27 protein-coding genes and 1 tRNA gene are annotated in these 26,760 nt (G+C 56.5%); 13 read left to right on the top strand and 15 right to left on the bottom strand.

What is annotated here, in order from left to right:
* Position 1: 1 nt before the first annotated feature.
* From ACR0BD_RS19140 to iolB, 5 genes are all read left to right on the top strand, one after another.
* Complete coding sequence (locus ACR0BD_RS19140) at positions 2 to 820, top strand: ATP-binding cassette domain-containing protein (RefSeq protein WP_480695062.1); 819 nt, start codon at positions 2 to 4, stop codon at positions 818 to 820.
* Positions 821 to 899: 79 nt separating this feature from the next.
* Positions 900 to 2,732: a 3D-(3,5/4)-trihydroxycyclohexane-1,2-dione acylhydrolase (decyclizing) gene (gene iolD, locus ACR0BD_RS19145; RefSeq protein WP_480832820.1), complete on the top strand. Its 1,833-nt coding sequence runs from the start codon at positions 900 to 902 to the stop codon at positions 2,730 to 2,732.
* Positions 2,729 to 3,628, top strand: coding sequence for a myo-inosose-2 dehydratase (gene iolE, locus ACR0BD_RS19150; RefSeq protein ID WP_480832822.1), 900 nt, complete (start codon positions 2,729 to 2,731; stop codon positions 3,626 to 3,628). The genes iolD and iolE overlap by 4 nt, the downstream gene beginning before the upstream one ends.
* 48 nt (positions 3,629 to 3,676) lie before the next feature.
* Positions 3,677 to 4,858: a phytanoyl-CoA dioxygenase family protein gene (locus ACR0BD_RS19155; protein ID WP_480832824.1), complete on the top strand. Its 1,182-nt coding sequence runs from the start codon at positions 3,677 to 3,679 to the stop codon at positions 4,856 to 4,858.
* Between the two features lie 48 nt (positions 4,859 to 4,906).
* Positions 4,907 to 5,713 (top strand): 5-deoxy-glucuronate isomerase, encoded by an 807-nt coding sequence (gene iolB, locus ACR0BD_RS19160; RefSeq protein WP_480832825.1) that lies wholly within the window; start codon positions 4,907 to 4,909, stop codon positions 5,711 to 5,713.
* A gap of 24 nt (positions 5,714 to 5,737) precedes the next feature.
* Here the strand turns inward: iolB and ACR0BD_RS19165 are convergent, their stop codons facing one another.
* The 3 genes from ACR0BD_RS19165 to iolC are packed head-to-tail and all read right to left on the bottom strand — an operon-like array spanning position 5,738 to position 8,387.
* Positions 5,738 to 6,577: a class II fructose-bisphosphate aldolase gene (locus tag ACR0BD_RS19165; protein WP_480832827.1), complete on the bottom strand. Its 840-nt coding sequence runs from the start codon at positions 6,575 to 6,577 to the stop codon at positions 5,738 to 5,740.
* Positions 6,574 to 7,410, bottom strand: coding sequence for a 5-deoxy-glucuronate isomerase (locus tag ACR0BD_RS19170; RefSeq protein WP_480832829.1), 837 nt, complete (start codon positions 7,408 to 7,410; stop codon positions 6,574 to 6,576). The genes ACR0BD_RS19165 and ACR0BD_RS19170 overlap by 4 nt, the downstream gene beginning before the upstream one ends.
* A gap of 8 nt (positions 7,411 to 7,418) precedes the next feature.
* On the bottom strand, positions 7,419 to 8,387 hold the full coding sequence (iolC, locus tag ACR0BD_RS19175) for a 5-dehydro-2-deoxygluconokinase (RefSeq protein WP_480832857.1): 969 nt from the start codon (positions 8,385 to 8,387) through the stop codon (positions 7,419 to 7,421).
* Positions 8,388 to 8,514: 127 nt separating this feature from the next.
* Here iolC and ACR0BD_RS19180 point away from each other — a divergent pair, with 127 nt between their 5' ends.
* Together ACR0BD_RS19180 and ACR0BD_RS19185 are read left to right on the top strand one after the other, a co-directional pair.
* Complete coding sequence (locus tag ACR0BD_RS19180; protein WP_480695049.1) at positions 8,515 to 9,618, top strand: Gfo/Idh/MocA family protein; 1,104 nt, start codon at positions 8,515 to 8,517, stop codon at positions 9,616 to 9,618.
* Between the two features lie 39 nt (positions 9,619 to 9,657).
* Positions 9,658 to 10,791, top strand: coding sequence for a Gfo/Idh/MocA family protein (locus ACR0BD_RS19185; protein ID WP_480832831.1), 1,134 nt, complete (start codon positions 9,658 to 9,660; stop codon positions 10,789 to 10,791).
* Here the strand turns inward: ACR0BD_RS19185 and ACR0BD_RS19190 are convergent, their stop codons facing one another.
* The 3 genes from ACR0BD_RS19190 to ACR0BD_RS19200 all read right to left on the bottom strand — a co-directional run bounded on the left by ACR0BD_RS19190 (position 10,792) and on the right by ACR0BD_RS19200 (position 13,329).
* Positions 10,792 to 11,790 carry a LacI family DNA-binding transcriptional regulator gene (locus ACR0BD_RS19190; protein WP_480832859.1) on the bottom strand — a complete coding sequence of 333 codons (999 nt, stop codon included), beginning with the start codon at positions 11,788 to 11,790 and terminating at the stop codon, positions 10,792 to 10,794.
* A gap of 135 nt (positions 11,791 to 11,925) precedes the next feature.
* Positions 11,926 to 12,001: transfer RNA gene (locus ACR0BD_RS19195), tRNA-Val, on the bottom strand.
* 74 nt (positions 12,002 to 12,075) lie between these two features.
* Complete coding sequence (locus ACR0BD_RS19200) at positions 12,076 to 13,329, bottom strand: aminotransferase class V-fold PLP-dependent enzyme (RefSeq protein WP_480832833.1); 1,254 nt, start codon at positions 13,327 to 13,329, stop codon at positions 12,076 to 12,078.
* 225 nt (positions 13,330 to 13,554) lie between these two features.
* Between ACR0BD_RS19200 and modA the strand changes: the two genes are divergently transcribed.
* From modA to ACR0BD_RS19220, 4 genes are all read left to right on the top strand, one after another.
* A complete protein-coding gene (modA, locus tag ACR0BD_RS19205; RefSeq protein ID WP_480832835.1) occupies positions 13,555 to 14,331 on the top strand; it encodes a molybdate ABC transporter substrate-binding protein in 777 nt (258 codons plus the stop codon).
* A 3-nt stretch (positions 14,332 to 14,334) separates the two neighbouring features.
* Positions 14,335 to 15,027 (top strand): molybdate ABC transporter permease subunit, encoded by a 693-nt coding sequence (gene modB / locus ACR0BD_RS19210; protein ID WP_480695041.1) that lies wholly within the window; start codon positions 14,335 to 14,337, stop codon positions 15,025 to 15,027.
* The gene (modC, locus tag ACR0BD_RS19215; protein ID WP_480832837.1) at positions 15,024 to 16,121 is read left to right on the top strand and encodes a molybdenum ABC transporter ATP-binding protein; all 1,098 of its coding nucleotides are present in this window, start codon (positions 15,024 to 15,026) and stop codon (positions 16,119 to 16,121) included. The genes modB and modC overlap by 4 nt, the downstream gene beginning before the upstream one ends.
* A gap of 276 nt (positions 16,122 to 16,397) precedes the next feature.
* Positions 16,398 to 16,805: a hypothetical protein gene (locus ACR0BD_RS19220; protein WP_480832839.1), complete on the top strand. Its 408-nt coding sequence runs from the start codon at positions 16,398 to 16,400 to the stop codon at positions 16,803 to 16,805.
* A gap of 7 nt (positions 16,806 to 16,812) precedes the next feature.
* Here ACR0BD_RS19220 and hemF read toward each other — a convergent pair whose 3' ends face one another.
* Genes hemF through clpS form a run of 4 tightly spaced genes read right to left on the bottom strand, consistent with a single transcriptional unit; the run spans position 16,813 to position 19,868 of the window.
* A complete protein-coding gene (hemF, locus tag ACR0BD_RS19225) occupies positions 16,813 to 17,697 on the bottom strand; it encodes an oxygen-dependent coproporphyrinogen oxidase (RefSeq protein WP_480832841.1) in 885 nt (294 codons plus the stop codon).
* Positions 17,698 to 17,701: 4 nt separating this feature from the next.
* On the bottom strand, positions 17,702 to 18,499 hold the full coding sequence (locus ACR0BD_RS19230; protein WP_480695033.1) for an SDR family NAD(P)-dependent oxidoreductase: 798 nt from the start codon (positions 18,497 to 18,499) through the stop codon (positions 17,702 to 17,704).
* Positions 18,500 to 18,536: 37 nt separating this feature from the next.
* Positions 18,537 to 19,502 (bottom strand): class I SAM-dependent methyltransferase, encoded by a 966-nt coding sequence (locus ACR0BD_RS19235; RefSeq protein ID WP_480832843.1) that lies wholly within the window; start codon positions 19,500 to 19,502, stop codon positions 18,537 to 18,539.
* Positions 19,503 to 19,526: 24 nt separating this feature from the next.
* Positions 19,527 to 19,868, bottom strand: coding sequence for an ATP-dependent Clp protease adapter ClpS (clpS, locus tag ACR0BD_RS19240; protein ID WP_480695029.1), 342 nt, complete (start codon positions 19,866 to 19,868; stop codon positions 19,527 to 19,529).
* A 93-nt stretch (positions 19,869 to 19,961) separates the two neighbouring features.
* On the opposite strand from clpS, the gene ACR0BD_RS19245 reads away from it, so the two are divergent.
* A complete protein-coding gene (locus ACR0BD_RS19245; protein WP_480832845.1) occupies positions 19,962 to 20,663 on the top strand; it encodes an HAD family hydrolase in 702 nt (233 codons plus the stop codon).
* Positions 20,664 to 20,944: 281 nt separating this feature from the next.
* Entirely contained in the window at positions 20,945 to 22,315 is a 1,371-nt protein-coding gene (locus ACR0BD_RS19250; RefSeq protein WP_480832847.1) for a D-alanyl-D-alanine carboxypeptidase family protein, read from the top strand.
* A gap of 55 nt (positions 22,316 to 22,370) precedes the next feature.
* Here the strand turns inward: ACR0BD_RS19250 and ACR0BD_RS19255 are convergent, their stop codons facing one another.
* The 5 genes from ACR0BD_RS19255 to ACR0BD_RS19275 all read right to left on the bottom strand — a co-directional run.
* Positions 22,371 to 23,618, bottom strand: a complete 1,248-nt coding sequence (locus tag ACR0BD_RS19255; RefSeq protein WP_480832848.1) for a hypothetical protein — start codon at positions 23,616 to 23,618, stop codon at positions 22,371 to 22,373.
* 151 nt (positions 23,619 to 23,769) lie between these two features.
* Entirely contained in the window at positions 23,770 to 24,531 is a 762-nt protein-coding gene (locus tag ACR0BD_RS19260) for a LamB/YcsF family protein (RefSeq protein ID WP_480832850.1), read from the bottom strand.
* Positions 24,532 to 24,543: 12 nt separating this feature from the next.
* On the bottom strand, positions 24,544 to 25,542 hold the full coding sequence (locus ACR0BD_RS19265; protein WP_480832852.1) for a 5-oxoprolinase subunit C family protein: 999 nt from the start codon (positions 25,540 to 25,542) through the stop codon (positions 24,544 to 24,546).
* Positions 25,539 to 26,294: a 5-oxoprolinase subunit B family protein gene (locus ACR0BD_RS19270; RefSeq protein ID WP_480832853.1), complete on the bottom strand. Its 756-nt coding sequence runs from the start codon at positions 26,292 to 26,294 to the stop codon at positions 25,539 to 25,541. The genes ACR0BD_RS19265 and ACR0BD_RS19270 overlap by 4 nt, the downstream gene beginning before the upstream one ends.
* Before the next feature lie 251 nt (positions 26,295 to 26,545).
* Positions 26,546 to 26,760, bottom strand: a 215-nt coding sequence (locus ACR0BD_RS19275; RefSeq protein WP_480832855.1) for a hypothetical protein, incomplete at its 5' end; no start/stop codon positions are given.

The raw sequence follows: 26,760 nt of genomic DNA on the forward strand, positions 1-26,760 counted from the left end.
GATGACCGAAGATACCAAGTTCCATCACGGTGACTCTGACCAGAGCGCGCCCATTATACGGATGGTCGACATCCAGAAACACTTTGGTTCGGTGATCGCCTTGGCCGGGGTCAGTTTTGATCTGAAACCGGGTGAGTGCCATTGCCTTTTGGGCGACAACGGCGCGGGTAAATCGACCTTTATCAAAACCATGTCCGGCGTTCACAAGCCAACGGCGGGCGAGATCTTTTTCGAAGACAAGCCGATGCATTTCGAGGACCCGCGCGATGCGATCGCGGCGGGGATCGCGACAGTACACCAGCATCTGGCGATGATCCCGCTGATGAGCGTCAGCCGAAACTTTTTCATGGGGAATGAACCGACGAAGAAGGTCGCCGGTATCAATTTTTTCGACAAAAAACTGGCCGACGAGATCACGATGGAAGAGATGCGTAAGATGGGCATCAACCTGCGTGGTCCCGATCAGGCTGTGGGTACCCTGTCCGGTGGCGAACGTCAGACTGTCGCTATTGCTCGAGCGGTGCATTTCGGCGCAAAGATTCTGATCTTGGATGAGCCGACCTCGGCGTTGGGTGTCCGTCAGACGTCAAACGTTTTGGCCACCATCGACAAGGTGCGAAGTCAGGGCGTGGGCGTTGTCTTCATCAGTCACAACGTGCGCCATGCACTGGCTGTCGGGGATCGCTTTACCGTTTTGAACAGGGGCCAGACACTGGGCACAGCCAAGCGTGGTGAGATTTCGCCCGAAGAACTGCAAGATCTCATGGCAGGTGGTCAGGAACTGGCCGAGCTGGAAGGATCGCTTGGCGGAACCGTTTGACGCGACACTGTCATACTTATTGGAAAAACTGGAATTCAACGGAACGCCGTTCAAGGCCTTGTGTTGAAAGGAAACACGAATGAGAAAGACAATCCGACTGACTGCGGCACAGGCATTGGTGCGCTATCTTGGTGCGCAGATGAACGAAGCCGGAGAGCCCTTTATCGCGGGTGTTTGGGCCATCTTCGGTCACGGCAACGTGGCCGCGCTGGGCGAGGCTTTGCACGCTGTCAAAGACAGCTTGCCCACGTATCGGGGCCACAACGAACAGACCATGGCGCATTGTGCGATTGCGTATTCCAAGCAGATGCGTCGCACACGGGCCATGGCTGTGACGTCGTCGATCGGACCTGGGGCGACAAATATGGTGACAGCCGCCGCGCTTGCTCATGTAAACCGTTTGCCAGTTCTTTTTTTACCCGGTGACGTGTTTGCCACCCGCGGTCCAGACCCTGTTTTGCAACAGACCGAAAGCTTTGGTGACGGTACGATCAGCGCGAATGACTGTTTTCGCCCGGTCAGCCGTTACTTTGATCGCATCACGCGGCCCGAACATCTGCTGACTGCGCTGCCGCGCGCGTTTCGTACGATGACCGACCCGGCCGATTGCGGTCCGGTGACGCTGGCCTTTTGTCAGGATGTGCAAGCCGAGGCTTACGACTATCCCGAAAGCTTTTTTGAACCCCGTGTCTGGTATCAGCGACGTATCCGCCCGGATGAAGGGGAACTGGCCCGCGCTGTCGCGGCGATAAAGTCCGCGAAACGCCCCGTGATCATCGCTGGGGGTGGTGTGCATTATTCGGACGCGACGGACGCGCTTCAAAGCTTCGCGGAAATGCACAACATTCCGATCACCGAAACGCAGGCGGGCAAGTCAGCCTTGGCCTGGGATCATCCGTTGAACCTCGGGCCCGTTGGTGTCACCGGGGGCGAGCCGGCAAACGCGACTTGCGCCGAGGCCGATCTTGTTTTGGCAGTCGGTACGCGGCTGCAGGATTTCACCACGGGGTCATGGGGCCTGTTCTCAAACCCCGAGCGTGAGATCGTTTGTCTGAACACCAATGCCTATGACGCCGAGAAACACGGCGCGATGCCGTTGCAGTCCGACGCCCGCGTTGGTCTGGACGAGCTGGGCGCGGCTTTGCAAGGTTATCGCGCCGATCCAGTGTCGGACACGCTCAAGGCCGATTGGTATGGCAAGGTTGATAAGCTGACCGATGCGCCCGGCGACGGGAACGCGCTGCCGACGGATATGCAGGTTGTGGGCGCGGTCCAGCGCGCCTCGCATAACGATACGGTGGTGATGTGCGCGGCTGGCACCATGCCGGGCGAGTTGCACAAACTGTGGAAAGCCCCGCGTCCCGGTGCGTATCACATGGAATACGGCTTTAGCTGCATGGGGTATGAGATCGCGGGCGCCATGGGCATCAAAATGGCTGAGCCTGAGCGCGACGTGATCTGTTTCACCGGCGACGGCACCTATATGATGGCGAACTCCGAAATGGCCTCGGCTGCGATGATGGGCGTCTCCTTCACCGTGGTGATCACGGACAACCGGGGCTTTGGCTGCATCAACCGTTTGCAGATGGGCACAGGTGGGGCCGAGTTTAACAATCTGCTGGACCATGCGGTGCATGAGAACCCGTCCAATATCGACTTTGCCGCCCATGCGGCGGCGATGGGGGCGACCTCGGTCAAGGTCGGCTCGATTGCAGAGCTCGAGGACGCGCTGGCCAAGCGCGCTGACATAAAGGGGCCGTATGTGGTTGTTATCGACACCGATCCTTACCCCTCGACCGAATATGGCGGCACGTGGTGGGAGGTTGCAGTGCCCGAGGTCAGCATCCGCCCCGAAGTGAACGAAAAACGCGCGGCCTATGAGTTGGCGATCAAGGAAAGAAATACGAAATGAGCGTTAAAATCGGGATTTCTCCGATCGCGTGGCAGAATGATGATCTGCCGGATCTGACGGCTGCTTACACGATGGAGCAGGCGCTGAAAGAGTCGCGTCAGATCGGCTATACCGGCGTCGAACGCGGTCAGCGGATGCCCGGTGATACCGAAGGTCTGCGTGCCTATCTTGAGGCAAATGACATAGCGCTCTGCGGTGGCTGGTGCTCGGGCGCGTCGCTGGTGAACGACTTTACCACCGAACGCGACGTCGTGCGCGAACAGGTCGAGCAATTCGTGGCGCTGAACAGTCCTTGCATCGTCTATGCCGAATGTTCGAACACCGTGCAGGGCCAGATCGAAACGCCGGTTAATGACCGCCCCAAACTGCCCAAAGATGAGGTTCTGGCCTACGCAGCCAAGATCACGGAACTGGCCAAGTGGATGGCGGATCAGGGCATGCCGATGGCCTATCACCATCACATGGGCACGATCATCGAAAGCGAAGACGACGTGAACTGGCTGATGGAGGGGTCAGGTCCCGAGGTGAAGCTGTGCTTTGACACAGGTCATCTGCTGTTTGGCGGTGGCGATGTGCTGTCCACGTTGAACCGTTGGGGCGACCGCGTGCATCATGTGCATTTCAAGGACATTCGCCCACATGTGGTGCAGGATACCCGCGAGAACAATCGCAGTTTTCTGGATGCCGTGATTGCAGGCGCATTCACCGTACCCGGCGACGGCTGCATTGATTTTCAGGCTGTGGCGAACGCGCTGAAGGCGATGGACTACAGTGGTTGGATCGTGGTCGAAGCTGAGCAAGACCCAGCCAAGGCACCGCCCTATGAGTATTCCAAAATGGGCTACGACCACATTGTCGATGTCTGCGGAGAGGCTGGATTGGAAATCACTGCTTAACAACCCGTCCTATTGGGCAGCACCAACGCCATGAGAAAGGAGATTATCATGGTAAGTCAGAAACTTGGATATGTCGGATATTTTGACCGAGAGTCCTGTGATCTGGACGAATTCAAGGTGCTGACCTCTCAGAACCTCACGGCGCAGACTGTGCCGCATGCCGCTGCTATTGAGAAAAACGTGCCCGTCTACGACATGGATGCGCTGCGTCCGATGTTGGAAGACGGGGACGCGCGCCAGGGGCTTTTGGCGGAATGGGGCCATGTCCTGAACGCATCTGCCGGGGTAATCGCGCTCAAGGGCGCTTTTGCGGATACCACCGTGATCGACCGCGCGACGGATGTATTTCGACAGATCATAGCCGAAGAGCGTGCCGGCGATGCCGGAGAAGGCGACCATTTCGCTGCATCCGGGGCGAATGATCGCGTTTGGAACGCGTTGCAGAAACAGTGCCTGCGGGATCCCGAGGGCTTTGCTTTGTACTTCGGAAACACGGCGATTGCAGCCGCATGCGAGGCGTGGCTGGGGCCAAACTATCAGGTGACGGCACAGATAAATCAGGTGCGACCCGGCGGTCAGGCGCAACAGGCGCACCGTGATTATCACCTGGGGTTTCAAAACGCTGAAGGTGCGGCGCAATACCCAGTGCATGCGCATCTTGTAACGGCAACCCTGACGCTGCAGGGCGCGGTCGCGCATTGCGATATGCCGGTGGAAAGCGGCCCAACAAAGTTGCTGCCGTTTTCTCAGCTTTATCCACCCGGGTATCTGGCGTTTCATGACGCAGCCTATAGGGACCACTTTGAAGCCAGTTATTTTCAACTGCCGTTGGAAAAGGGCGACGCGGTGTTTTTTAATCCTGCCCTGTTCCACGCTGCTGGGGAAAACCGCAGCAATGATATCCATCGCATGGCGAACCTTCTGCAGATCTCTTCAGCCTTCGGTCGTGCGATGGAGGCCATCGATCGCAGGGAAATGACACAGACAGTCTTTCCTTCGCTGATCGCGCTGAAACAACGCGGAGACCTGACCGGGTTGGAACTGGATGCGGCTATCGCGGCAACGGCTGAAGGTTACCCATTCCCGACCAATCTTGATACAGACCCACCGATTGGTGGAAACGCGCCAGCCAGTCAGGCGGATATTTTGCGCGAGGCTGTCTCGCTTGGTTGGACCGAAACGCAACTTGCCGAAGCTTTGGCTGCACTTGAAACACGTCAGGCTGCCTGAGTGAAAACAGGGCAGGCCGCCAAGCCTGCCCACCAAGGAGAATACAATATGGCGGACCTGCTCAAAAAGCCTTTCGGGACCCGGGGCAAAGTGCATGACATAACTCCGGCCAATGCGGGCTGGCGCTATGTCGGATTTGGGCTTTACCACTTGCGCGCCGGGGATGCCGCGTCCGAAGTAACAGGTGATCGCGAAGTCATTTTGGTAATGGTTGAAGGCAAGGCCCGCATCAGCGGAGCAGGGCAGGATTGGGGCGTTCTTGGCGACCGAATGGATGTGTTTGAAAAGACGCCGCCGCATTGTCTTTACCTTCCGAACGGAACCGAGTGGCAGGCGGTGGCTGAAACCGATTGCGTCATGGCCGTTTGTTCGGCCCCCGGTAAAGGCGGTCACGCGGCGCGTCGGATTGGGCCGGATGGCATCACTCTGACCGAACGTGGCAAAGGGGTGAATACGCGCCACATCAACAACATTGCCATGGAAAACGAAGACTATGCCGACAGTCTGCTGGTGACCGAAGTGTTCACGCCGAATGGCCACTGGTCCTCTTATCCCAGCCATCGCCACGATGAGGACGACTTTCCTCGGATTACGTATCTGGAAGAGACGTATTACCACCGGCTGAACCCGTCGAATGGTTTTGGAATACAACGTGTCTATACAGATGACGGGCAGTTGGATGAAACAATGGCCGTGTCCGATGGGGATGTCGTGTGCGTTCCGCGTGGCCATCATCCATGTGGGGCCCCATATGGGTTCGAGATGTATTACCTGAATGTTATGGCAGGACCCTTGCGGAAATGGCGCTTTGTTCCTGCGCCTGAGGTCGAATGGATCATGGAGCGCGACGTCTAGCACAAGGCCGCGCCCAACTGCACGCTAACGCATTGGCGGAGCACCAAAGGCGCGGATTACCAGCCGTGCGGCGGCTTCGACGGGGTTTTGCGTTTCCTTCAGGATTGCCACCCGGTCGAACCGGTCGGGATCGTGGTTCACGGCATCCCGTAGGGCCGCGCCAAAGGCCATGCGCAACTCGGTCCCGATGTTGAATTTGCAGATTGAAGTTTCGCGGGCCAACCTGCTGCGTTGTTCAACCGGCACACCCGATCCACCGTGGATCACCAAAGGCACTTGGGTCAGAGCGTCGATTTCAGCGATGCGAACCTCGTCCAACCCGCCCTCTTTGTCTTGCTGCAGGTGGACGTTGCCAACAGAAATTGCCATCGCGTCAACGCTGGTTTGCTGCGCGAATTGCGCGGCTTCGTTTGGATCAGTGCCAGCTGACCCCTCGCCCCCCGAATAACCGACGAAACCGATCTCTCCCTCGCAGGAGATGTCAGCCGTATGCGCCATTTCGGCGATTGCGGCGGTTTCGTCAATGTTCTGCTGAAGCGGCTTTCTGGAGCCGTCAAACATCAGCGATGTAAAGCCGCTCTCCAGTGCGATCTTGCATTCTTCAAACGTGTAGCCATGATCCAGATGTGCCACGACCGGGATCGAGGCGTTTTCGGCCAGATGCCTGAACATTTTTCCCAAGATCGGCAGAGGCGTGTGCTCGCGACAACTTGGGCCTGCCTGCAGAATGACGGGGGCGTTTTCAGCCTCAGCCGCAGCCACATAGGCGCGCATGTCTTCCCAGCCCAACGTAACCAACCCACCGACCGCGTAGCCTTGCGCATAGGCAGGGGTCAGAACATCTTTCAATGTGACCAGCGTCATTTGAACTTGGCGATCATGTCTTTGATGCCCGGTATCGTTTCGATTTGATAGGCATGGGTGGGCTGGAAATACTGCACCAATGATCGCTGCGTCAGGCCGCCGAGGATGGTGAAATAATACATCTCGTACCCCGGCAGAACGCAGCACGGATGATACCCATTGTCGATGCAGATCGTTGATCCGTCGACGATGTGATAGGCATCGCCGGGCGCGTTATCCTCGCGTTGCAACATCTGAAGCCCCGAGCCCCAATTGGGTTTGAAGCGAAAATTATAGGTCTCGTCGTGGCGTGTTTCGTCTGGCAGACGGTTGGTGTCGTGTTTGTGGCTGGGAAAGCCCGACCATCCACCCTGACCGACAGTAAACAGCTCGCTCACCAGAAGGCGACCGACCTTGTCATGCTGTTTCTGGCCGAGGATGTGCTTGATTTTACGGTGCGTTTTGGTGTCGTCGCTGCCGTACTGAATAAGATCATGTTCTCGTACGTCGAACGGGTTCAGGACCTTGTCGTATTTGGCACCGGCTACAAAAACTTCGGCCGTGTCGGACACGCAGACCATCTGGGCCTTGGCCCCGACAGGGACGTACACGCCTTCGGGTTCACCATCCCATACATCTTCGCCGCGGTTCCCCAGTTTTGGAAACTGCACCCCCTCGATTTCGACATCGACCGAGCCGGTTGCCGGAACGATGCAGGTTTCATAACCGGGCACCTGGTATTCGAACGCTTCACCGCGTTTGAGTTTGACGATGTTGAAATAGTTCAGGGGCACCGTCGGATCTTCGGCATCGACGATGGGTTTGTTCTGATTGTCATAAGGGGCGATATGCATGGGACCTCCTAGGTCGTCGGACCGGGGTGGGACGCAAGAAAAGCATCCAGTTCAGCAGTCGTGGGCATAGCCGGAGAGCAACCGGGCCGGGACACGACAATTGATGCGCAGGCGGATCCGCGCATGACTGCGTCTTTTAGGGGATGTCCAGCCGCGATCGACGCCAGCAGGCCCGCCATAAAGCTATCCCCGGCACCGACGGGTTTGATGGCGTCTACAGGGTAAATTCCGGTTTCGATTTCTTGCCCGTCAGCCAGCGTAACGGCCCCTTTTTCACCCATCTTGTATATGACAACCCGCCCAGGTTTCTCGGCCAGCTCTTTTGCCTTGGCAAAGCCCTTGTCGATGCCGCCGGCCATGAATCCGAACTCTTCATCATTGCCGACGATCAGGTCGCTGGCCTCACCCGCACGCGACAGAACATCGGCGGCCACGTCCGGTGAGGGCCAGCTATATGGTCGGTAGTCAATGTCAAAGATAACCGGCAACCCGGCTTTTTTAGCGTTGTCAAAGGCGCGAAACGTGGCGCTGCGCGAGGGCTCGCCCGCAAATACGGTTCCGGCGGAAATGGCGGCTGTGAACGCGGTGTAGTCGACCTTGTCCATGTCGTCTTCGGTTACTTGAAAATCGACCGCGCCATTGCGGTAGATCACGTTCTGGAAATTCTCGGTGCAGCTTTCGTATATCGCCAAAGATGTCCGGAACTCGCCCCCCACCACCCGTATGAAAGAGGTGTCCACGCCGTAATGAGTAAGCCGGTTCATGCAAAAACGACCTACCGCATCGTCCGAGACCGACGTGACAAGTGCGGCGTGGCTGCCCAGTTTGACCAGCCCTGCACAGATGTTGGCCGAGGACCCGCCGAGATCTGCGTGAAAACTACCGGCGTCCTCGCTTTTGACGCCAATCGGATCGGCAAACAAGTCCATGCCTGCGCGTCCAAAGACGGCAAACCGGTTTCCCTTGATACCGTCCATCAAAGTGCTCACGTCTGGTCCTCCGGCAAAAAGGGGTAGGCAAGGATCGTTGGTCCTTGCGTTGAATCGATTCACACGATACTCATTTTGCAACCGGTTGCAAATACATTGTTCGGAGCCGTTGCAAATGCCTGAAATCGGAATTGGAATCGTTGGTGGCGGCTATATGGGCAAGGCCCATTCCGTTGCGATGGCGGCGGTTGGGGCGGTGTTCAATACCACGTTGCGACCGCGACTGGAGATGATCTGCGCATCGTCTCATGACAGCGCAGAACGTTACAGGACGGCCTTTGGATTCAACCGAAGCACACATGATTGGTCTGTGTTGGTAAACGACCCAAAGGTCGAGGCCGTTGTAATTGCTTCGCCGCAGTCCACACATCGTCAGATTGCCGAAGCAGCCTTTGCCCTTGGCAAGCCGGTTTTCTGTGAAAAGCCCTTGGGTGCATCCCTTGATGACAGTCGCGCAATGGTTGCCGCGGCAGAAGCCGCCGGGACGGTTAATATGGTTGGCTTCAACTATATCCGTACCCCTGCAAGCCAATTCGCGCGGCAGTTGATTGCTCAGGGTGAGATTGGCGACGTCACGTGGTTTCGCGGTGAACACACCGAGGACTTTTATGCCGATCCTCAGGCCCCGGCGACCTGGCGTACCACTGGTATGGCAAACGGAACGATTGGCGATCTTGCGCCGCACATGGTCAACGGCGCGCTGGCTTTGATTGGCCCGATCGCCCGCGTCATGGCTGACGTGGAAACTGTGCATCGGACGCGCCCGGGCGGAGAGGTCACCAACGACGACCATGCTCAGATAATGTGCCGTTTTGAAAATGGCGTCATGGGCAATCTGTATTTCAGCCGCGTCGCGACCGGGCGCAAGATGGGCTACGCTTATGAGGTGACAGGGACAAAAGGGGCCATCCGTTTTGATCAGGAGGATCAGAATGCGCTGTGGCTATACCGACGCGAAGGCCCCGAGGCCGGTCGCGGATTCACCAAGATTCTGACGGGACCTGCGCATCCGGATTATGAACCCTTCTGTCAGGGGCCCGGGCATGGCACTGGCTATCAGGACCAGATAATTATCGAGGCCAAGGATTTCTTGCAGGCCATCGAAGCAGGTCAGAGCGTTTGGCCCACATTCCGGGACGGTCACGAGGTTAACCGCGTATTGGCGGCGGCCCTTGCATCCTCGGATCAACAGACCTGGCAAAATGTTGGCAACTTCTGATCGACGCGAAACACCAAACACGGACGAGAGACTAAGACCATGGCAAAGCTGAAATGGGGCATGATAGGAGGTGGCGAAGGCAGCCAGATCGGGCCTGCGCACAGGTTAGGGGCACAGGCGGATGGTTTGTTTGAGTTCGCGGCTGGCGCATTGGATCACCGGCCGGACGTCGGCCGGGAATATGCGCAAAGGCTGGGGGTCGCATCCGATCGCGCTTACGGCGACTGGAAAGAGATGCTGGCCGGTGAAAAGAACTGTTCCGACCGGATTGACCTGGTGACGATTGCGACGCCGAACTCAACGCATTTCGAAATCGCCAAAGCCTTTCTTGAGGCTGGCTTTAACGTCCTTTGCGAAAAGCCCATGACCATGACGGTTGAAGAGGGGGAAGAGATTGTCCGGGTGGCCGAAGCGTCGGGCAAGATCTGCGCTGTGAACTATTGCTATTCGGCTTATCCGATGGTTCGGCAAGCCCGTGCAATGGTACGCTCCGGTGATATCGGCAAAGTCCGCCTGATTGTCACCAATTTCAGCCATGGCCACCACGGGGATGCAACTGATGCCGACAATCCGCGGGTCCGGTGGCGTTATGATCCGGCGATGGCTGGCCTGTCCGGGCAGTTTGCCGATTGCGGGATTCATGCGTTGCATATGGCCAGTTTCATCAGCGATGACGAGGTCAAGACGCTGTCCGCCGATATGGCGTCGACCATTCCCAGCCGTGAACTGGAAGACGACGCAATGGTCAATTTCCGAACCGAAGGTGGGGCGGTTGGGCGCTTGTGGACCTCGTCCGTGGCGATCGGACGCCAGCATGGATTTGATATCCAAGTGTTTGGTGAAACGGGTGGTTTGCGCTGGGCGTCTGAGCAACCCAATCAACTGATCTACACTCCGGTCGGCGGTCGGACGCAGATCATCGAAAAAGGTGAGGGTGGTTTGCACGACGACGCGCAGCGCCTTTCGCGTGTGGCCATCGCGCATCCCGAAGGTTTCCCACTGGCCGTTGCAAATATCTATTGCGACTTGTCCGATGCGATACGTGGCGAACATCGCGACGGCTTGCCAACGCCAGCGGATGGCGTTCGTTCGATCGCAGCCGTTCATGCAGCGGTTGCGTCGGCCAAAAACGCCAGTGCCTGGATGGATGCGCGCCCGCCGATGTTTCGTTGATTACGACCGAGGTCGCAGTGTTCCGCGTTCGATCACACGACATGGGAATATGCGGGCTTCAGGATAGCGATCGGGATCTTTCAACATCTCTTCGACCAGATCGACCGAAGAGGTAATGATCTGTTTGATGGGCTGGTGAATCGTAGTGAGGTTCACGTTTTCCCAGCGTGACATCTCCATATCATTAAGCCCAATGATCCCGATGTCCTGTCCGGGGCGAAGGTTGTGATCCGACAATGCCGAAAGTGCTCCGATCGACAGAATGTCGTCGCCGCAAAAGTACCCTTCAGCCGGATTTTCCGCCAGCAAACGCAACATTTCGGCGCGACCGGCCTCAAAAGAATAAGCCCCGGCAAATGAATGCGAGACGGCAAGCCCCGGGTGCTTTTCAACCTCTTCCATGAAGCCCTGGTACCGGTCCATCGCCGAAGTGGCATCTTTGGGACCGCCCAGATAACCCACATGCTGGTAGCCGCGCGCCGTTAGTTCGCGTGCTGCCATACGGCCACACTCAACATTGTCGATGCCAACAACATGAACCTCTGGCGATGTGGCAGACCGCCCGAAGGTATGCACCACCGGGACACCTGCGTCATGAAACGCCTTTGCAAAACTGGGCGGCAACGTGGACGAGGCCACAATCACCGCATCCACAGAATACTGGCGCAGCATGCGAACCGAATTTGCGGGTTCGGTTTCGTCTGTCAGATTTACAATCAAGGGACGCAAACCGCGTTCCTGCAAAGCTCTGGTGAATTGATCGAACACCTCAAGGAAGATCGGATTGTGGAAGTTGTTCGAGATCAACCCAATCAGTTTTGTGCGCCCTGTTGTTAGGGACGACGCCAACGCGTTCGGGCTGTACCCCAACTCGGCCGCTGCTTTTTCGACCTTGCTGCGTGTTTTCGCCGAGACCGACGCGCCCTCAGTAAACGTCCGGGACACGGCCGAACGTGACACACCCGCCAGTGCGGCGACTTCTTTCAGGGTCACGACCACAGTGAACACCAAGGGCTTGCGAAGGATTCAGCGGATGATTTCATAGCACAGATACTATGCAGTACTGCACCGGTTTTGCAATCGGTTGCAATTCGTTTGGCCGAATTGGATTCGTTAGATAGGTTTTAAGGGGAATGGTGGGTGATGAGAGACTCGAACTCCCGACATCTTCGGTGTAAACGAAGCGCTCTACCAACTGAGCTAATCACCCGTGACGGTGCATGTATCCAAGCCTGAGCGCGGGCGCAAGAGGGTTTGGTGCAATTTATTCTGGGAAACTTCAGATTAGTCGGCCATCTCCTGTAGTGCAGACAATAACTGCGAGATTTCCTGTTCCGTATTGTAGTGGCACAGGGATATGCGAATGCATTCTTTCAGCCCTAACGGGTTGAGCACATTGCCGCTGTAATGGTCGGCCTTACGGATATGTGTGCGAATCCCTTGATCATTCAGGCGACCCACGACATCGGCTGCGGGCAGGTCTTTCACAACGATCGAAACCAAACCTTCGCGGGCAGGGTTGTCTGCTCCGGCAAGGATCGAGATGTGGTCCATATCGCGCAACCCGGGCAGGTTGCCAGTGCCGTTGATCATCGCATTCGTCAGATGTGTTTCATAGGCGTGGATAGCCCGACCGGCCGCCTCGATCCGCGCGCGGCGGTCGGGTGTGTCGGATACTTGCGTGCCCAGCCAGTCGAAGTAATCCACCACGTCCGACATAGTCGCGTAAGATCCCGTGTCCCGTGTGCCAAATTCCCACCCCGAAGTGGGCGCGTCCAGCAGTTGATCATGAGGGAGGGCCGTCAAGCGATCGGATATCCAGGCAACGCCGAAACCATGACGAGAGAAAACCTTGTAGGGTGAGATCGCATATCCATCGACTTCATAGCTGTTGATGTCCAACTGACCGTGAGCCGCATGTTGAATACCATCGACGATGATAAAACAGTCGGGAGAGATTTCACGAATTGCCCGCGAGATAGCAGCCACATCCATTCCCATCCCTGTGACAGGCGAGGCATGCACGATCGTCGCCACCTGCACGTCGGGCGTCATTGCGGCCAGATAGGCGTCAGCCGTGACCAGTCCTGTTTCGCTATTGTGCTGGACGTTGACGTATTCCAACCCTGCGATTTCGGCCCAGCGATGCGCAGCGCTGCGGCTAGCAGGATGTTCGATGGAACTGCCAATAACCTTTCCGCCCGATGGCGCGTTCACGCAAGCCGTGCGGATCATTCGAAACAGCAGCTCGGTTCCGCTTTCGCCCACGAAAAACTGTCCGGTTGGGGCGTTCATGAATACGGACAAATCCTCCTTTGCCTTGTTGATGATATCCACCAAGGCGTGACTGGCCACATTATCGCGCCCCTGGTTGTCAGGAATTGCTGCAAATTTGGCTGAGGTCTCAACCACGGAGTTCAGCGTCAGCGCGCCACCTGCGTTCTCGAAAAAGATACGCGGACCCTGAAATGGGCATGTTTCGACATGGGCAAATCGGGAGCGGATCGCTTCTATCAAACCGGGTGTGGTGTGCAGCATATCGGGCGTCCTGTCCTTGGTTTATGGGCAACATCCACGTGGCGCGCTGCAGGATCAATACCGTTTGCGACATTGGGGACGTTTCAACGACTGGAAAACACCTTGCACAGGTAATTATTTGTTCATTCTCGGCTATCTGCACCCGCACAATACTCATAGAAGCTTGCGTGCCCCCTGTCGGCTCAGATATCCCCGGGGGGACCTTAATTTTCGGGGTGGGATGGAATGATCCTGTCACATCTGCGCCGCGCTGTTTTTGCGGCTTTTTTGGGTGCTTTTACTCTGGCCCCTCTTCGCGCGGAAGCGGAGGGCCTTTTGGTGTTCGCTGCGGCCAGTTTGAAAAACGCGCTGGACGAAATAACCCCGGAATTCGAATTGCAGTCCGGCCATGATGTTACGGTGTCATTTGCGGCGTCCTCGGTATTGGCCCGGCAAATTCAAAAGGGCGCACCGGCGCATGTCTTCATATCCGCGAATGCCGACTGGATGGACCTCTTGCAACAGCAGGAGTTGGTCAAATCAGGCTCCAGAGTCGATCTGCTGGGGAATGGGCTTGTTCTGATTGGCGGTCATGCTGGGCCAGATATTGATGCGCTTTCTCCTCAGACGGATCTGCCGGGTGCTTTGGCCGGTGGATATTTGGCGATGGCATTGGTTGATGCTGTTCCCGCCGGCATTTATGGCAAGGCCGCGTTGCAGAGCTTGGGTCTGTGGGATGGCGTTCAGGACAAGGTCGCGCAAACGGACAACGTTCGTGCGGCGTTGGCGTTAGTTGCGACCGGTGCTGCGCCTTTGGGGATTGTCTACCGCTCGGACGCTCAGGTCGAAACCCGAGTTCGGGTTTTGGCGGACTTTGCCGCAGACCTGCATCCTGCAATTGTTTACACGGCGGCCGTGACTGCATCTGCGCCACCCGCGGCACAGGAATTTCTGGATTTTCTGCAATCCGACGCCGCACGGGCGGTGTTTGCAAATCAGGGCTTTGCCCTGCCGGGCGGGTAACGCATGGGTTGGCTCGGACCAGAAGAACTTGAAGCGTTGAAACTATCGTTGCGTGTTTCGTTTTGGGCAACGCTGGTTACGCTGCCAATTGGTGTCTTCGTCGCTTATGCGTTGGCGCGTTGGCGGTTCCCCGGGCGGCAAGTTCTGAACGGGCTGGTGCATTTGCCGCTGATCCTGCCGCCCGTTGTGACCGGCTATCTGTTGTTGCTAACCTTCGGTATTCAAGGTCCGTTGGGAAAACTACTGGCCGAGATTGGGATCGTGGTGGCCTTTCGATGGACCGGGGCGGCGCTAGCTGCGGGCATCATGGCCTTTCCTCTGATGGTCCGGGCAATTCGATTGTCGATCGAAGCGGTTGATCCCAAATTGGAACAGGCCGGGGCAACGCTTGGCGCATCCCGTTTGATGGTGTTCATCACGGTCACACTGCCGATGATCCTGCCGGGTGTGATTGCGGGCGCCATTCTGGCTTTTGCGAAAGCCATGGGAGAATTCGGTGCGACGATTACCTTTGTGTCCAACATTCCGGGGCAGACCCAGACACTGCCATCAGCTGTTTACGCGTTCTTGCAGGTTCCCGGTGGTGAGGGTGCAGCGACAAGGTTGGTCGTTATTTCCATCGTGATCGCGATGGGGGCTCTTATGTTATCCGAGGTCGTCAGTCGACGCGTCGCAGCGCGGGTGGCCGGGTCATGAGCTTATCTGTTCGCATGCAGCATGATTTACCCGACATCAAACTGGATCTCAGCTTTGATGCACCGCCCGGCGTGACGGTACTCTTCGGGCGATCAGGGTCGGGTAAAACCACTGTTGTCAATGCGGTGGCCGGGTTGCTGAAACCTGCCGCGGGCCGGGTCGCCGTGGACGGGTGGGAACTGTTTGACAGCGCCAAAGGTCTTTGGCTTCCACCGCACAAACGCCGTTTGGGATACATCTTTCAAGAAGGACGTCTTTTTCCGCATCTCACAGTACGCCAGAACCTGTTTTATGGCCGGTGGTTTGCGCCAAAGACGGCGCGGCAGGAAAACCCGGACAAAGTGATTGAGATGTTGGGCATTGGTCGTCTACTTGATCGTCGCCCTGCCGGGTTGTCGGGCGGAGAAAAACAACGCGTTGCGATTGGACGCGCTCTGCTGGCAAACCCGCGCCTGATCTTGGCGGATGAGCCGTTGGCCGCGCTGGATGACGCGCGAAAATCGGAAATATTGCCGTATTTTGAACGTCTCAGGGATGAGGTTTCTGTCCCGATCCTATATGTCACCCATTCCGCGGCTGAGGTTGCGCGACTGGCAACATCGGTTGTTGCCCTGCAAGATGGCAAAGCTGTACGCCACGGTCCCGCCTCTGAGGTTCTGGCTGACCCATCGGTTGCGCCCGCAGGTATCCGGGCTGTCGGGGCCGTTTTGCAGGTGCAGGTGTTGAAACACCATGCGGACGGGCTGACGGAATTGGACGCTGGTGGCATTAGCCTGTTTCTGCCACGTATCCCGCATCAGGTTGGGGCCAAGCTGCGTATTCGCATTCCGGCGCAAGAGGTCATCTTGTCGATCAAACGGCCAGAAGGCTTGTCTGCGTTGAACGTCCTTTCAGGCACTGTTCACACTATTCGTTCTGGTGAGGGCCCCGGTGCGATCGTTTCGGTCCAATCTGCCGCCGGGACGGTATTGGCCCGCGTTACACGCCGTTCTGTTTCCACCCTTGGTCTGACGGCAGGAATGCAGTGCTTTGCGGTTATCAAAACCGTTGCTTTGGCACCTGACGATGTCGGCGGGCGCGTCGTTTCTGACTAGAAAAAAGGGCCAGCATTAGCGGCAGTTTTTCGTTTAGGTTACGTTTTCAAAATGGAGTTCGTGGTCCAGTGCGATCTTGGATCACAATAATCCAATTCGTCAGACGTACCTTCGTTCCACCTGCGGGCGTCGATACCGCTCCGGGGCACACGCACAGCGTAAGAAGAGTCGGAGAGAACATAAGCACGTTGTCTGCTGAGAAACTGTGCTATGATAGCTTTATTGACTTCACGATGACGAAATAGTCTGGCCCCAATGGCCAGAGTGGAATGAAACATGAAGCTATTCAAAGTGGCGCTTCTGGCCATCCTTATTTGTTTGCCGGGTTTGTCTCAGGCCGTTGGTGTTGGATTCAGACTCAACCCTGCAATTCGAATCAACGTCGCCGATAAGGGCAACGGGATTTACGAAGTTTCGACCAGTGGAACGTCTGCTCCGGTCGCGTATTGGTGCGGCATCGGGGATTACGCGATCCGTACCCTCAGAACCAAAGCAACACAGCGGATATACATCACTCGGGCCTATGAAAAACAAAACCGCACTGTACAATTTTCACTGACAGCCCCCGAAGGTGTGGATACCAATCCGAGTTATTCGGTGACTGTAAAACGCGTGGGCGCGAACCTCTCGGCGGCTTCGGCCCAAGGCTACTGTTTCGACAACTTTATGGACTTTGGATTCTGAGCGGTGCTTACACCCATTTTGCCAGTGGCGGCAGGCTCATAAGAACGGCGTCGGGGTCGTGCCCCGTCTCTAGTCCGAACTTGGTACCCCGGTCGTAAACCAGGTTGTATTCGGCATAGAGCCCGCGATGCACCAATTGGGTATTTTTGTCCGCCTCGTCGAAACTCTGCACTCTGCGTTTTTCGACCAAGGGCAAAAACGCAGGTAGAAACGCTCGACCAATGTCTTGCGTCAGTGCAAAGTCTGCGGGCCAATCGCCGGTGCAGTAATCATCCATGAAAATGCCACCGACACCGCGGGCGCGCTTGCGGTGAGGGATATAGAAATACTCATCCGCCCAGTCTTTCAGCCGCGGGTAGTGCCCCGGCCCGTGCGGGTCCAGATGCGCCTTTTGGGTGGCGTGAAAATGGGCGGTATCCTCGTCATATTCGATGCAAGGATTCAAGTCCGACCCCCCTCCGAACCACCAAGCGTGAGGGGTCCAGAACATCCGGGTGTTCATGTGCACAGCCGGAACATGCGGGTTTTGCATATGGGCAACCAGCGAGATACCCGAAGCCCAGAAACGAGGGTCTTCAGTCATGCCGGGTATACCCTTGCGAGCTGCCATCGCCTGCTGTGCGCGATCCCCCAAGGTTCCATATACCGTTGAGACGTTGACACCGACCTTTTCAAACACCCGTCCGCCGCGCATTACCGACATCAACCCCCCACCGGCGTCAGAGCCGTCTTCGGACTGACGCTGTGTTTCCTTGACCTCGAACCGGGCAGGTGCAGCGTCCGAAAAGGGGCCGTTTTCGTGGCTGTCTTCCAGAGCCTCAAAGGCGGTTACGATTTGATCCCGCAACTCGCGAAACCATGCAGAAGCGGTGGTTTTTTCTTGTTCAAACATATGTTTAATGCGCCGGGGCTGCGACGGGGTCCAGCAGCGTGCGCCCCCCGTCTATGGTCAGAATTTGCCCAGTGATGAACCCCGCCGCGTCAGAGGCCAGAAACTGCGCGGTTTCAGTAAGCTCGGTCGGGGCTGCGATACGGGCTAAAGGGGTGTGCTTTTCGATATCGTCCCGGAAGTCGCGGTTTTCCTTCAAGGTCGATTGCAGTGATGCGCTCATGACCGATCCAAGTGCTATCGAATTCACGCGAATACGGTTCGGTGCAAACGCCACGGCCAGTGATCTTGTCATCTGATCCAGTGCCGCTGTGGAAACCGAATAGGCCATCAGGTCGGGGTGTGTACGCCGTGCCGCGATCGAGGACAGGTTGATGATCGAACCCGCTGGTCCTTCATCGTCGCCCGCCTGTTTTATCATGCGCTTGGCAACTACCTGGCTAAGGCGCAAAGCTGGCATCAGGTTTTGGTTCAATAACGTTTTGACCGACTCGTCTTCTGTGTCCAGCGGATCAGAAGGGATCACCTGCCGCGCGCCATTGATCAGGATATCCACCTGGTCAAACGCGTCGATCGTGGCGGACAGAAGGTTGGCGATAGTCAATTTCTCGCGCAAGTCCCCAGCGAAAAAGCGAATGTTGCTGTCGTCGGCTTGCTCACCCAACTCATTTGCCAGGCGCTTTTCATCCATGTCGGCGAACATTACATTAGCGCCCGCATCCGCAAAGTGGCGGCCGATGGCCAGCCCGACACCGTTGGCGCCGCCGGTCACGATCGCAGTTTTGCCGGCAATGGAAAATGACATGCGTTGTCTCCTGAGTTGCTACGCAGGTTAACCGGGATCACCGCCGAGGGCGAGAGGCGTGAAAAACCTTGAACCGATTGTTGCCGGTTACCTCTTCGACCTGAGCGAAGCTGTCGCTGAGCGTGGTTTCATATGGAAGGTGACGGTTAGCGACCATCCAGAGGTTGCCATGTTTTGCCAGGTTCCGCGCCGCGGATATGATGAAACCCTGACCCAATGCTGGGTCCGCACTGCGCGAAGTGTGAAAGGGCGGGTTCATGATCACGGTGTCCAGCGGTTCGGGTGCCCGCCAGGACACTGCATCTGCCCAATGAAAATTGGCCCGTTCGTCGATGACATTGCGTCGGGCGCAAGTCAGCGCGATATGGTCCGCTTCGACCAGATGCAAGATGCGCAGTTCTGTTCTTTTGGTCACCGCAGCCGACAGGAACCCCCAACCAGCGCCCAAGTCGGCCACTCGCGCACCAAGCTTGTCAGGCAAAGCTTCCAGCAGCAGGGCAGAGGCCGGATCTACTCCATCCGCGGAAAAGACGCCGGGGGCCGTGATGAACCCGTCGACTTTCTGATTGTCCGGGGCAGCCCAGTCTTGAAAAGCATCAGGCGCGGATTGGAACCAGAAAATCTTGCCATGTGCTTTGGAAATGGGCCCCTCAATATCGACGCGCTTGCGAATGTCTTTCAGCAAACTGTCCACGCCGTCCGTTTTGGCACCATCTACAACAACCAACCGGTTTGCGCGCTTGCAGGCCTGATGCACCATACTGCGGGCCAAGGCTTTGGCCCGAGGCAGGAAAACGATGGCGTCCTGGCAAGGTTCTTGCGCGTCCGCGACTGCCGCAAAACCTTGTTCTGCGAAATGGTCGTGAAAAGGTTTGAAGGGCTGCACAATCTGCGTTGAACGGCTTAATGCCGACAGGTCGTGCCCCGGGTTTGGCCCGATCACGGTCAGCGGTTCGGCCAGCGCAAGGCCGCTGTGAAGGGCAAGATCAAGGCGAGGGGACATTATCGTTTTCGACCGAAGCGGGCCTTATTCTTCCCGTTCCATTGTGCATTGCAGAGGGTGTTGGTGCCTGCGGGCGAAATCCATTACTTGGCCAACCTTTGTCTCGGCGATTTCATGACTGAACACGCCCACCACGGCGACGCCCTTTTTGTGAACCGTCAGCATGATCTCAAACGCTTGTGCGTGGGTCATTCCAAAGAAACGCTCCAACACATGAACGACGAATTCCATCGGCGTGTAATCGTCATTCAAAAGCAACACCTTATACAAAGGCGGACGCTTGGTTTTCGGGCGCGTCTGCACCAGAAGGGACGAGTCACCATCGTCGTCCTCTTTGTCGGACATGATCCATTGGTTTTCAAACATCGCGCGCAATTGTCCGATTCAGGCTTCGGTTTATCTGAGCGGTTATATAACGTTGAACGGGTCGGAGAAAAGAGCCAGTAGGACGTATTTGCAATGCCAGAAAAGCTGACAACGATCGGGTTCGACGCAGATGACACCCTTTGGCATAATGAGCGGTTTTTCCAGCTGACCCAAGCCTATTTCACGGAACTGCTGGCAGATCACGCGGAACCCGATCATCTTCTGGATCGCCTGTTAGAAGCCGAAAAGAGAAACATCCGGCACTATGGGTATGGAATCAAAGGCTTTGTCCTGTCGATGATCGAAACGGCCATCGAAGTGACGGACGACCGTGTCCCGGCATCGGTTATCCGGCAACTGATCGAAGCCGGGCAGGATATGCTGGCCCACCCGATCGAGCTACTGCCCCATGCAAAAGATGCCATCGAAGCGGTCTCGGCGACCCACAAAGTTGTCCTGATTACCAAAGGTGATCTTATTGATCAGGAGCGCAAGCTGGCTCAATCCGGATTGGGAGAGCTTTTTGACGAGGTCGAGATCGTTTCGGAAAAATCCGCGAATACCTATCGCGACATCTTTGAACGCCACGGGGACGGGCCGTCCTCGGCAATGATGGTGGGTAACTCGATGCGATCCGATGTCGTGGCCCCGATTCAAGCCGGTTGTTGGGGCGTTTACGTTCCCCACGGATTGGTGTGGGAGATCGAGAAGGCTGAGACGCCAACAGAGTCTCCGCGTTTCAAGGAGCTGCGTGATTTGGGCGAGCTGGCAGGTTTTATTCGGGCGATTGGCTGATGTTGCCATTTGGTATCAGTTTGCAAAAAATGATGTGCCGGTCATTTGGTCCACTAGGATCGTCGCCGATCTGGTAGCGCCTCAGGCGTGAATTGCTAGATATAGTGGCTGATCCAGCCAATAACGAAATAGCGAAACACGCAGCTTTCGGTTTCTTTCATGGGGCCTCTGTGCTAGCCTAGTTGTTAATAAAATAAATGAATTGCTGACCGGGAAAACCCGGCGGCGCGAGGTAGACAGAGGCAAAGATCGTGCAGGTTCGGCGGACAGTTCCGGCCCGAATGGGCTTATTTCTTATAGCGTTGGTATGGCTGCTTTCCTTTGCGCCCATGCAATCCTACGCGGCACCTTATGCTGCGATGGTCATTGATGCACGTACTGGTGAGGTGCTGCACTCTCGCAATGCTGATACCAGATTGCACCCGGCATCGCTGACCAAGATGATGACGCTGTATATCGCTTTCGAAGCCGTCAGAAACGGTGAAATCGAGCTGGACACGCAAGTCCGTATCACAAAGAAGGCTGCGGCCGAGCCCCCGTCCAAACTGGGTTTGCGCACAGGGCAAAGGATCGCGTTTCGTTATCTGATACGTGCTGCGGCGGTAAAGTCAGCCAATGACGCAGCCACCGCAATCGGGATTGCAATCAGTGGTTCCGAAGCGGCATTTGCACGTCGTATGACAAGAACGGCCAAAGCCATGGGCATGAACCGTACAACGTTCAAAAATGCGCATGGTCTGACGGAATCCGGTCACCTGTCGACTGCCCGGGATATGACGACGCTGGGACGTCATCTGCTGTATGATTACCCGCAATACTACAACCTGTTCTCGCGGACATCGACCCATGCGGGGATCAAGACCGTTCCGAACACCAACCGTCGATTGCTGGCTGCTTACAAAGGGGCGGACGGCATCAAGACGGGATACACAAGAGCCGCCGGTTTCAACCTGGTTGCGTCAGCCAAGCGTAAAGATGAGCGCATCATCGCAACCGTGTTTGGTGGCAAGTCCGGGGCATCGCGGAACGCGAAAGTGGCCGAACTGCTGGATATGGGTTTCCGGCGGGCGCCGTCGCGGGCTCCGATCCGTAAGCCGTCCCGCCCGGCCTACGCAGGAAACGCAGGGCTGAACGCACAGGTCGCGCGTTTGGAGGCTGCGCCCACGACCAGCTTGCGGCCCGTGCTTCGACCTGGTGCAGGCGCGACCGTTCAGGTTGCCGGTAAAGTGGCCGCCACAGCCGCTGCAAACCGCGCGCGCATTCAGGATGGGATTGCCGCAGCGATTGCCGCCGCTGATATTCAGAAGCCCGGCCAAGACACAGTGCGTCCGGCATCACGACCCAATGATGTTGTCCTTGCTGCGACCGAACCTGAGCCTGAACAGGAAATCGTAACCCGCCTTTCAACGTCGGGTGGCCATTTGTGGGGCGTCAACGTGGGCCGCTACACCACCCGTTACGAGGCTGAAAAGGTTCTGCTGAAGACAGCGCTGACCGAAATGACGACCTTGGAAGGGACGCTGCGCAAGGTGAACCAAAGCCCGCGCGGTTTCGACGCGACCTTTCAAGGCATGACACGCGAGCAGGCCGATTTGGCGTGCCGGCGGTTGCAGGCCAGAAACGTGACTTGTTTCATGATCGGGCCGTCATAAGACCCGACGTTTTCTCCTGTTGGACTTGGGCTGTGGGATTTCCCACAGCCTTTTTTCAATCGAACACATGGCCGTGCTGGTATTGCTCGTCCTGTCCGGCCGCGGCGGTCAGAGCAGCCACGTTATCCTTGGTAAAAAAGCCATCGTATTTATGGCAGCGCTCGATGTATTCGGTAATCAGCAGCGTGTTTTTCGAGTGTTTCGAGAATATCTGTTTCAGGTTCGGGTCGTCCTTACATTCACCTACGACATGCGCCAGAAACGGAACACCCTTGTCCTTGAGGGTGTTCACCACGAAATCGACATTCTTTTCGCCCGCGCCATGGTCACCATCCTGAATCTCGACGGCCATGTGGTGCAACCGGCGCCCAAAGTTGCGGACGAAATCCTCGGTCGGCATGGGGAGTTTGGCAAAGGAATTCACAAAGGACGGCGTGTTGTTGGCCGTAAAGACCTTGGCTGGTGATTTTTTGTCGTCGTCGACATTTGGATTGCGGTTCACATTGGTCGACGAGTTCATGTCAAAGATGTTGTACGCACCCCAAAAGTAGTAGGGCACCATCGTCAGAAACTCGAGGATCGCATCCTCACGCTCACCAGCCAGAACGCGCGTGGCAAGGTGGTCAATCCCCAGCATCAGTGGTGCGATATTGCTGTCCGCGCCAAAAGCAGCTGCTTGGTCAAGGCGCGCTTGTTCCGTGTCGCTCAACAATACCCGGTCACCCAGACCAAGGCTGTCAGTGTCATTGAAGTCCAGCGTGGAGTATCCCACACGGTTGCAGGTGAAATCAGACGGCGTGGTGAACCGGAGTCCATCCAATGTGTAAAATGGGTTTTCGGTATCGCCCGCGTATTCGAAACGAATGTTCTGATCTTCCAGCGTATTGGTGAGCGTTTTTAGGTCGGTCGCGCCGTAAACCTCACCGACGTAGCGCGTTTGCGGGGTGTTACGCGCCAAGGGGTACATGCGGTTAATGCGCGGGATAAAGTCTTCGAAAGTCGGGCTGAGCGGGGCCATCAAGATCAGAGCTGGGAAATCCGGATGAGAATGCAAAACCGAAAATTTGTGGGTTTGCCCCAGATAGCTTGACGTATGACGATATGGGGTCATCACGTAGAGCTCAACCAGAGTGTCGAACAGCGCGTCCGTTTCGACCTGCAGAACAATCGCGCGCATCGCGCCGACCTGATCTGCGATGCCGGAACTTATGCGACGTTCATAGATCTTCGGCAAATACTCGGTGAAAAAGTCCGAGTTCTTTTTGTCGCCGCGCGGTTCGTAAGACATCAGATCAAATGACATAAAGCTACCTCCTTGCCCAAGCTGCGATTGCGCGCAGCCGGTCGTTGCCGGGATTTGTGGTATTCAGAACATGTACTTGCGATCATGCTATTCTGCCCGGCTACCCCCGGCAACTACCCACAGGCAATTCGTCTGTCTTAAGCGCGTGTGGTCAGCGGATGAACTTTGTGACGTCGACCCCGCCTTCAATCAGATTCTCGCGCACCGAGCGCGCGATTTGGACAGCTGTTGGCCCGTCGCCGTGCAGGCAGATTGTATCGATAGAGGTTTCCAGCCGCTGGCCGCTTTCGGTTATGATCGCGCCTTCCCGGACCATGTCCAATATGCGAGGGCCAGCGATGTCGGGGTCATGGATCACAGCCCCTGGCAGGCTGCGGTCAACAAGAGTGCCATCGTCGTTGTAAGCGCGGTCCGCAAAAATTTCGCCGACCCATTTGCAACCCAATTCTCGCACAGCATCCTCTTGTTTGGTGACGGCCAGAACCATGATGATTATGTCAGGATCGACATCCAGCGCACCTTGATAGCAAGCTCGGGCCATATCGAGATCAACCGAACACATATTTGCCAAAGCGCCATGTAACTTGAGGTGCCGCACGTGGGTGCCGACTGCTTTGGCCATGCCGATCGTTGCGCTCAACTGATATCTAACCAGATTGCGCAGGCTGTTATGAGGGATTTTCATGTTGCGTCGACCGAAACCCTGCAGATCAGGAAAGCCTGGATGTGCACCTATTCCGACATCGTTCTGTGCGGCCAGTGTCATTGTTTTCGCCATCACGTCCGGGTCGCCTGCGTGAAACCCGCAGGCAATGTTCGCTGACGTGATTATTTTCAACAGGCTATCATCGTCACCCATATTCCAGGGGCCAAAGCTTTCGCCCATATCGGCATTCAGATCGACGCTTGGCATCAGCAATACTCCTTAGTCCGTGGCAGAGATCATTCCGCCGATCAATTGGTAGGACAACAGATCCGGAATGTCATGCGGGTCGCGCACCAGGGCTTCGACCTGCTTGGGCAAACGCGCCAGCCCGGCTGTGTAAGCAGTCTGTAGCGCAACAGCTTCTTCTAAAGAGACGAATTGGAAGCGTATCTCTGCGCCCGCCGGGATTTGTGCGGCCCTTGGGATATCACATGGCAGCACCGTGGCGATGCGAGGATACCCGCCTGTAGTTTGGCATTCCGGCAGCAATATGAAAGGGTTGCCTGTACCGGTCATCTGGATATCGCCCGGTGTTATGACTTCGGACAGGATGTTCAACTGACCTTTTGCGGCGAACCCTTCTCCGTCACTTTCCAGCTGCATGCCCATTCGGTTTGCGCGCGTCCCGCGGTGGAAAGCCGTTCGGGTAAACCGATCCAACGTATCCTGATCGAAAAGAGGGGTTTGAAAACTGCGTACGATGCGCAATAGCCCCCCTGAAAACCGGTCATCTTGCAGCAGCTTTCGCCCGGCTTGACCCGCTTCGGGACCAGCCTTGAGGATGTCACCGGCCTGTACGTTGTGCCCGATCTTGGCTGTCAGGTGCACCGACCGCGATCCCATGCGTTCCGGCGCGTCAATCCCACCGCCGAGGTGCAGGTATCCGTAGCTGCCTTTCAGGTTTGCGCCGACAGTCAGGTGCTGTCCTTGTTCCATCCGGTAGGAGGCATTCCAAACAACCGAACTGCCGTCAATGCTGGCCTGCATTGGCGCGCCGGTTAACGCGATGTTCACCGGGTGGATTGCTTCAAAAGTACCGCCCATGCCCGCCATTTCCAAGGCGGCGAGCGTCGGGCTTTGCCCTAAAAGCGCGGCACCTTCATGCAAGGCGTTCACATCCGCAGCACCTGACCGCGACAACCCTTGTGCCAGCACACCTGTTCGACCTTGATCCTGAATTGTGCAGGCTGGGCCAATGCGCAAAACGGCCAGGCTCATTCTTCGATCTCCTGGCAGGTTGCCCCGCCTTTGCCGTCCGCATTGTTCTCGCGGATTTGTTCTAACTCATCTGGCGCAATTGGCACGAATTGCATCTCGTCGCCGGGGTTGAGGGTGAAACTGCGCAGCGCATCTGGGCGAAAACACTGAAATGCAGTCTGACCAATGTGCCTCCAGCCCGTTGGGGTTGGCCCCGAAAACAAAACAAATTGCGAGATTGCCAATACCAGTGCACCCTCTGGTACCATGGGGGTCAGTTCCTTGAGGCGCGGTATGTTGAATTCTGGGCCCAATGGCCCGAGATAGGGTTGCCCGGGTGCAAATCCGATGGTCAAGACGCGCACGCGTGTATTGCTGAGTCTTTCTATGGCGTCCTTCGCAGTCATTCCCGCGGCTTTGGCGGCTTCGTCCAACTGAGGTGCCATCTCTCCTCCATAGACCGTAGGAACCCGCCAGAACTTTCGGCCGATTGGCATCGGGGCATCGTACCAATTCTGTTGGTTCAAAAGTCCGGCCACCCGCTTTTGGATATCCTCATGCGATAGCCGTGACGGATCAAACCTCAGATATGCAGACGCCAACGACGCCGATGTTTCGAGAACCCCGTCCCAGTCTTGGGCGTCAAGCGTGCTGCGAAAAGCCAATGCAGCTCGGTTCGAAGGTTCTGCCATCGTGTCGGCAAACGAGATTAACAGACCGTCATAGCCTACGGTTCGGATCATTGGGAAAGTGTCTGCAAGTATCTGTGTCATGGCAGAGGGTGAAAGCCTGTCAGTTTTCCAGACCTGACCGCATCCGCCGGGAATGCGCAAGCCTTTGGATTCGAGGGTAAGCGTTTTGACGACATGAGGGTCGTTGGGTGCCTTGAATCGGGTTCGGGTACGATTCACTCGGGCAGCGCGACTCGAGCGAATTTAGTGCCCATTCGGCGACGATTCACTATATATAGAGTTTGGCCATAACGCCCTGTTTGCGCGATTTGTCAGCCGACGCCTGGATTGCACTAATCGGCGCCTTTGGCTGCGGAGTTTTTAATGCTTAAGTAATTGATATAAAATAATAAAAAAGGAAATCGCAAAAAAAACGCGCAAGATGTGTTTTTCTTCTTGCGGAGGTCTGACGTTAGGCTTAGAACCCCCTTCACCGGCGCTGTTGAGGTGCTGGGACGCGGCGGAAGCGGCGGAGACGCATCGGAGAGACGGTGGGCATCTAGGGTTA

It is taken from the genome of Ruegeria sp. G5 (assembly GCF_056533365.1).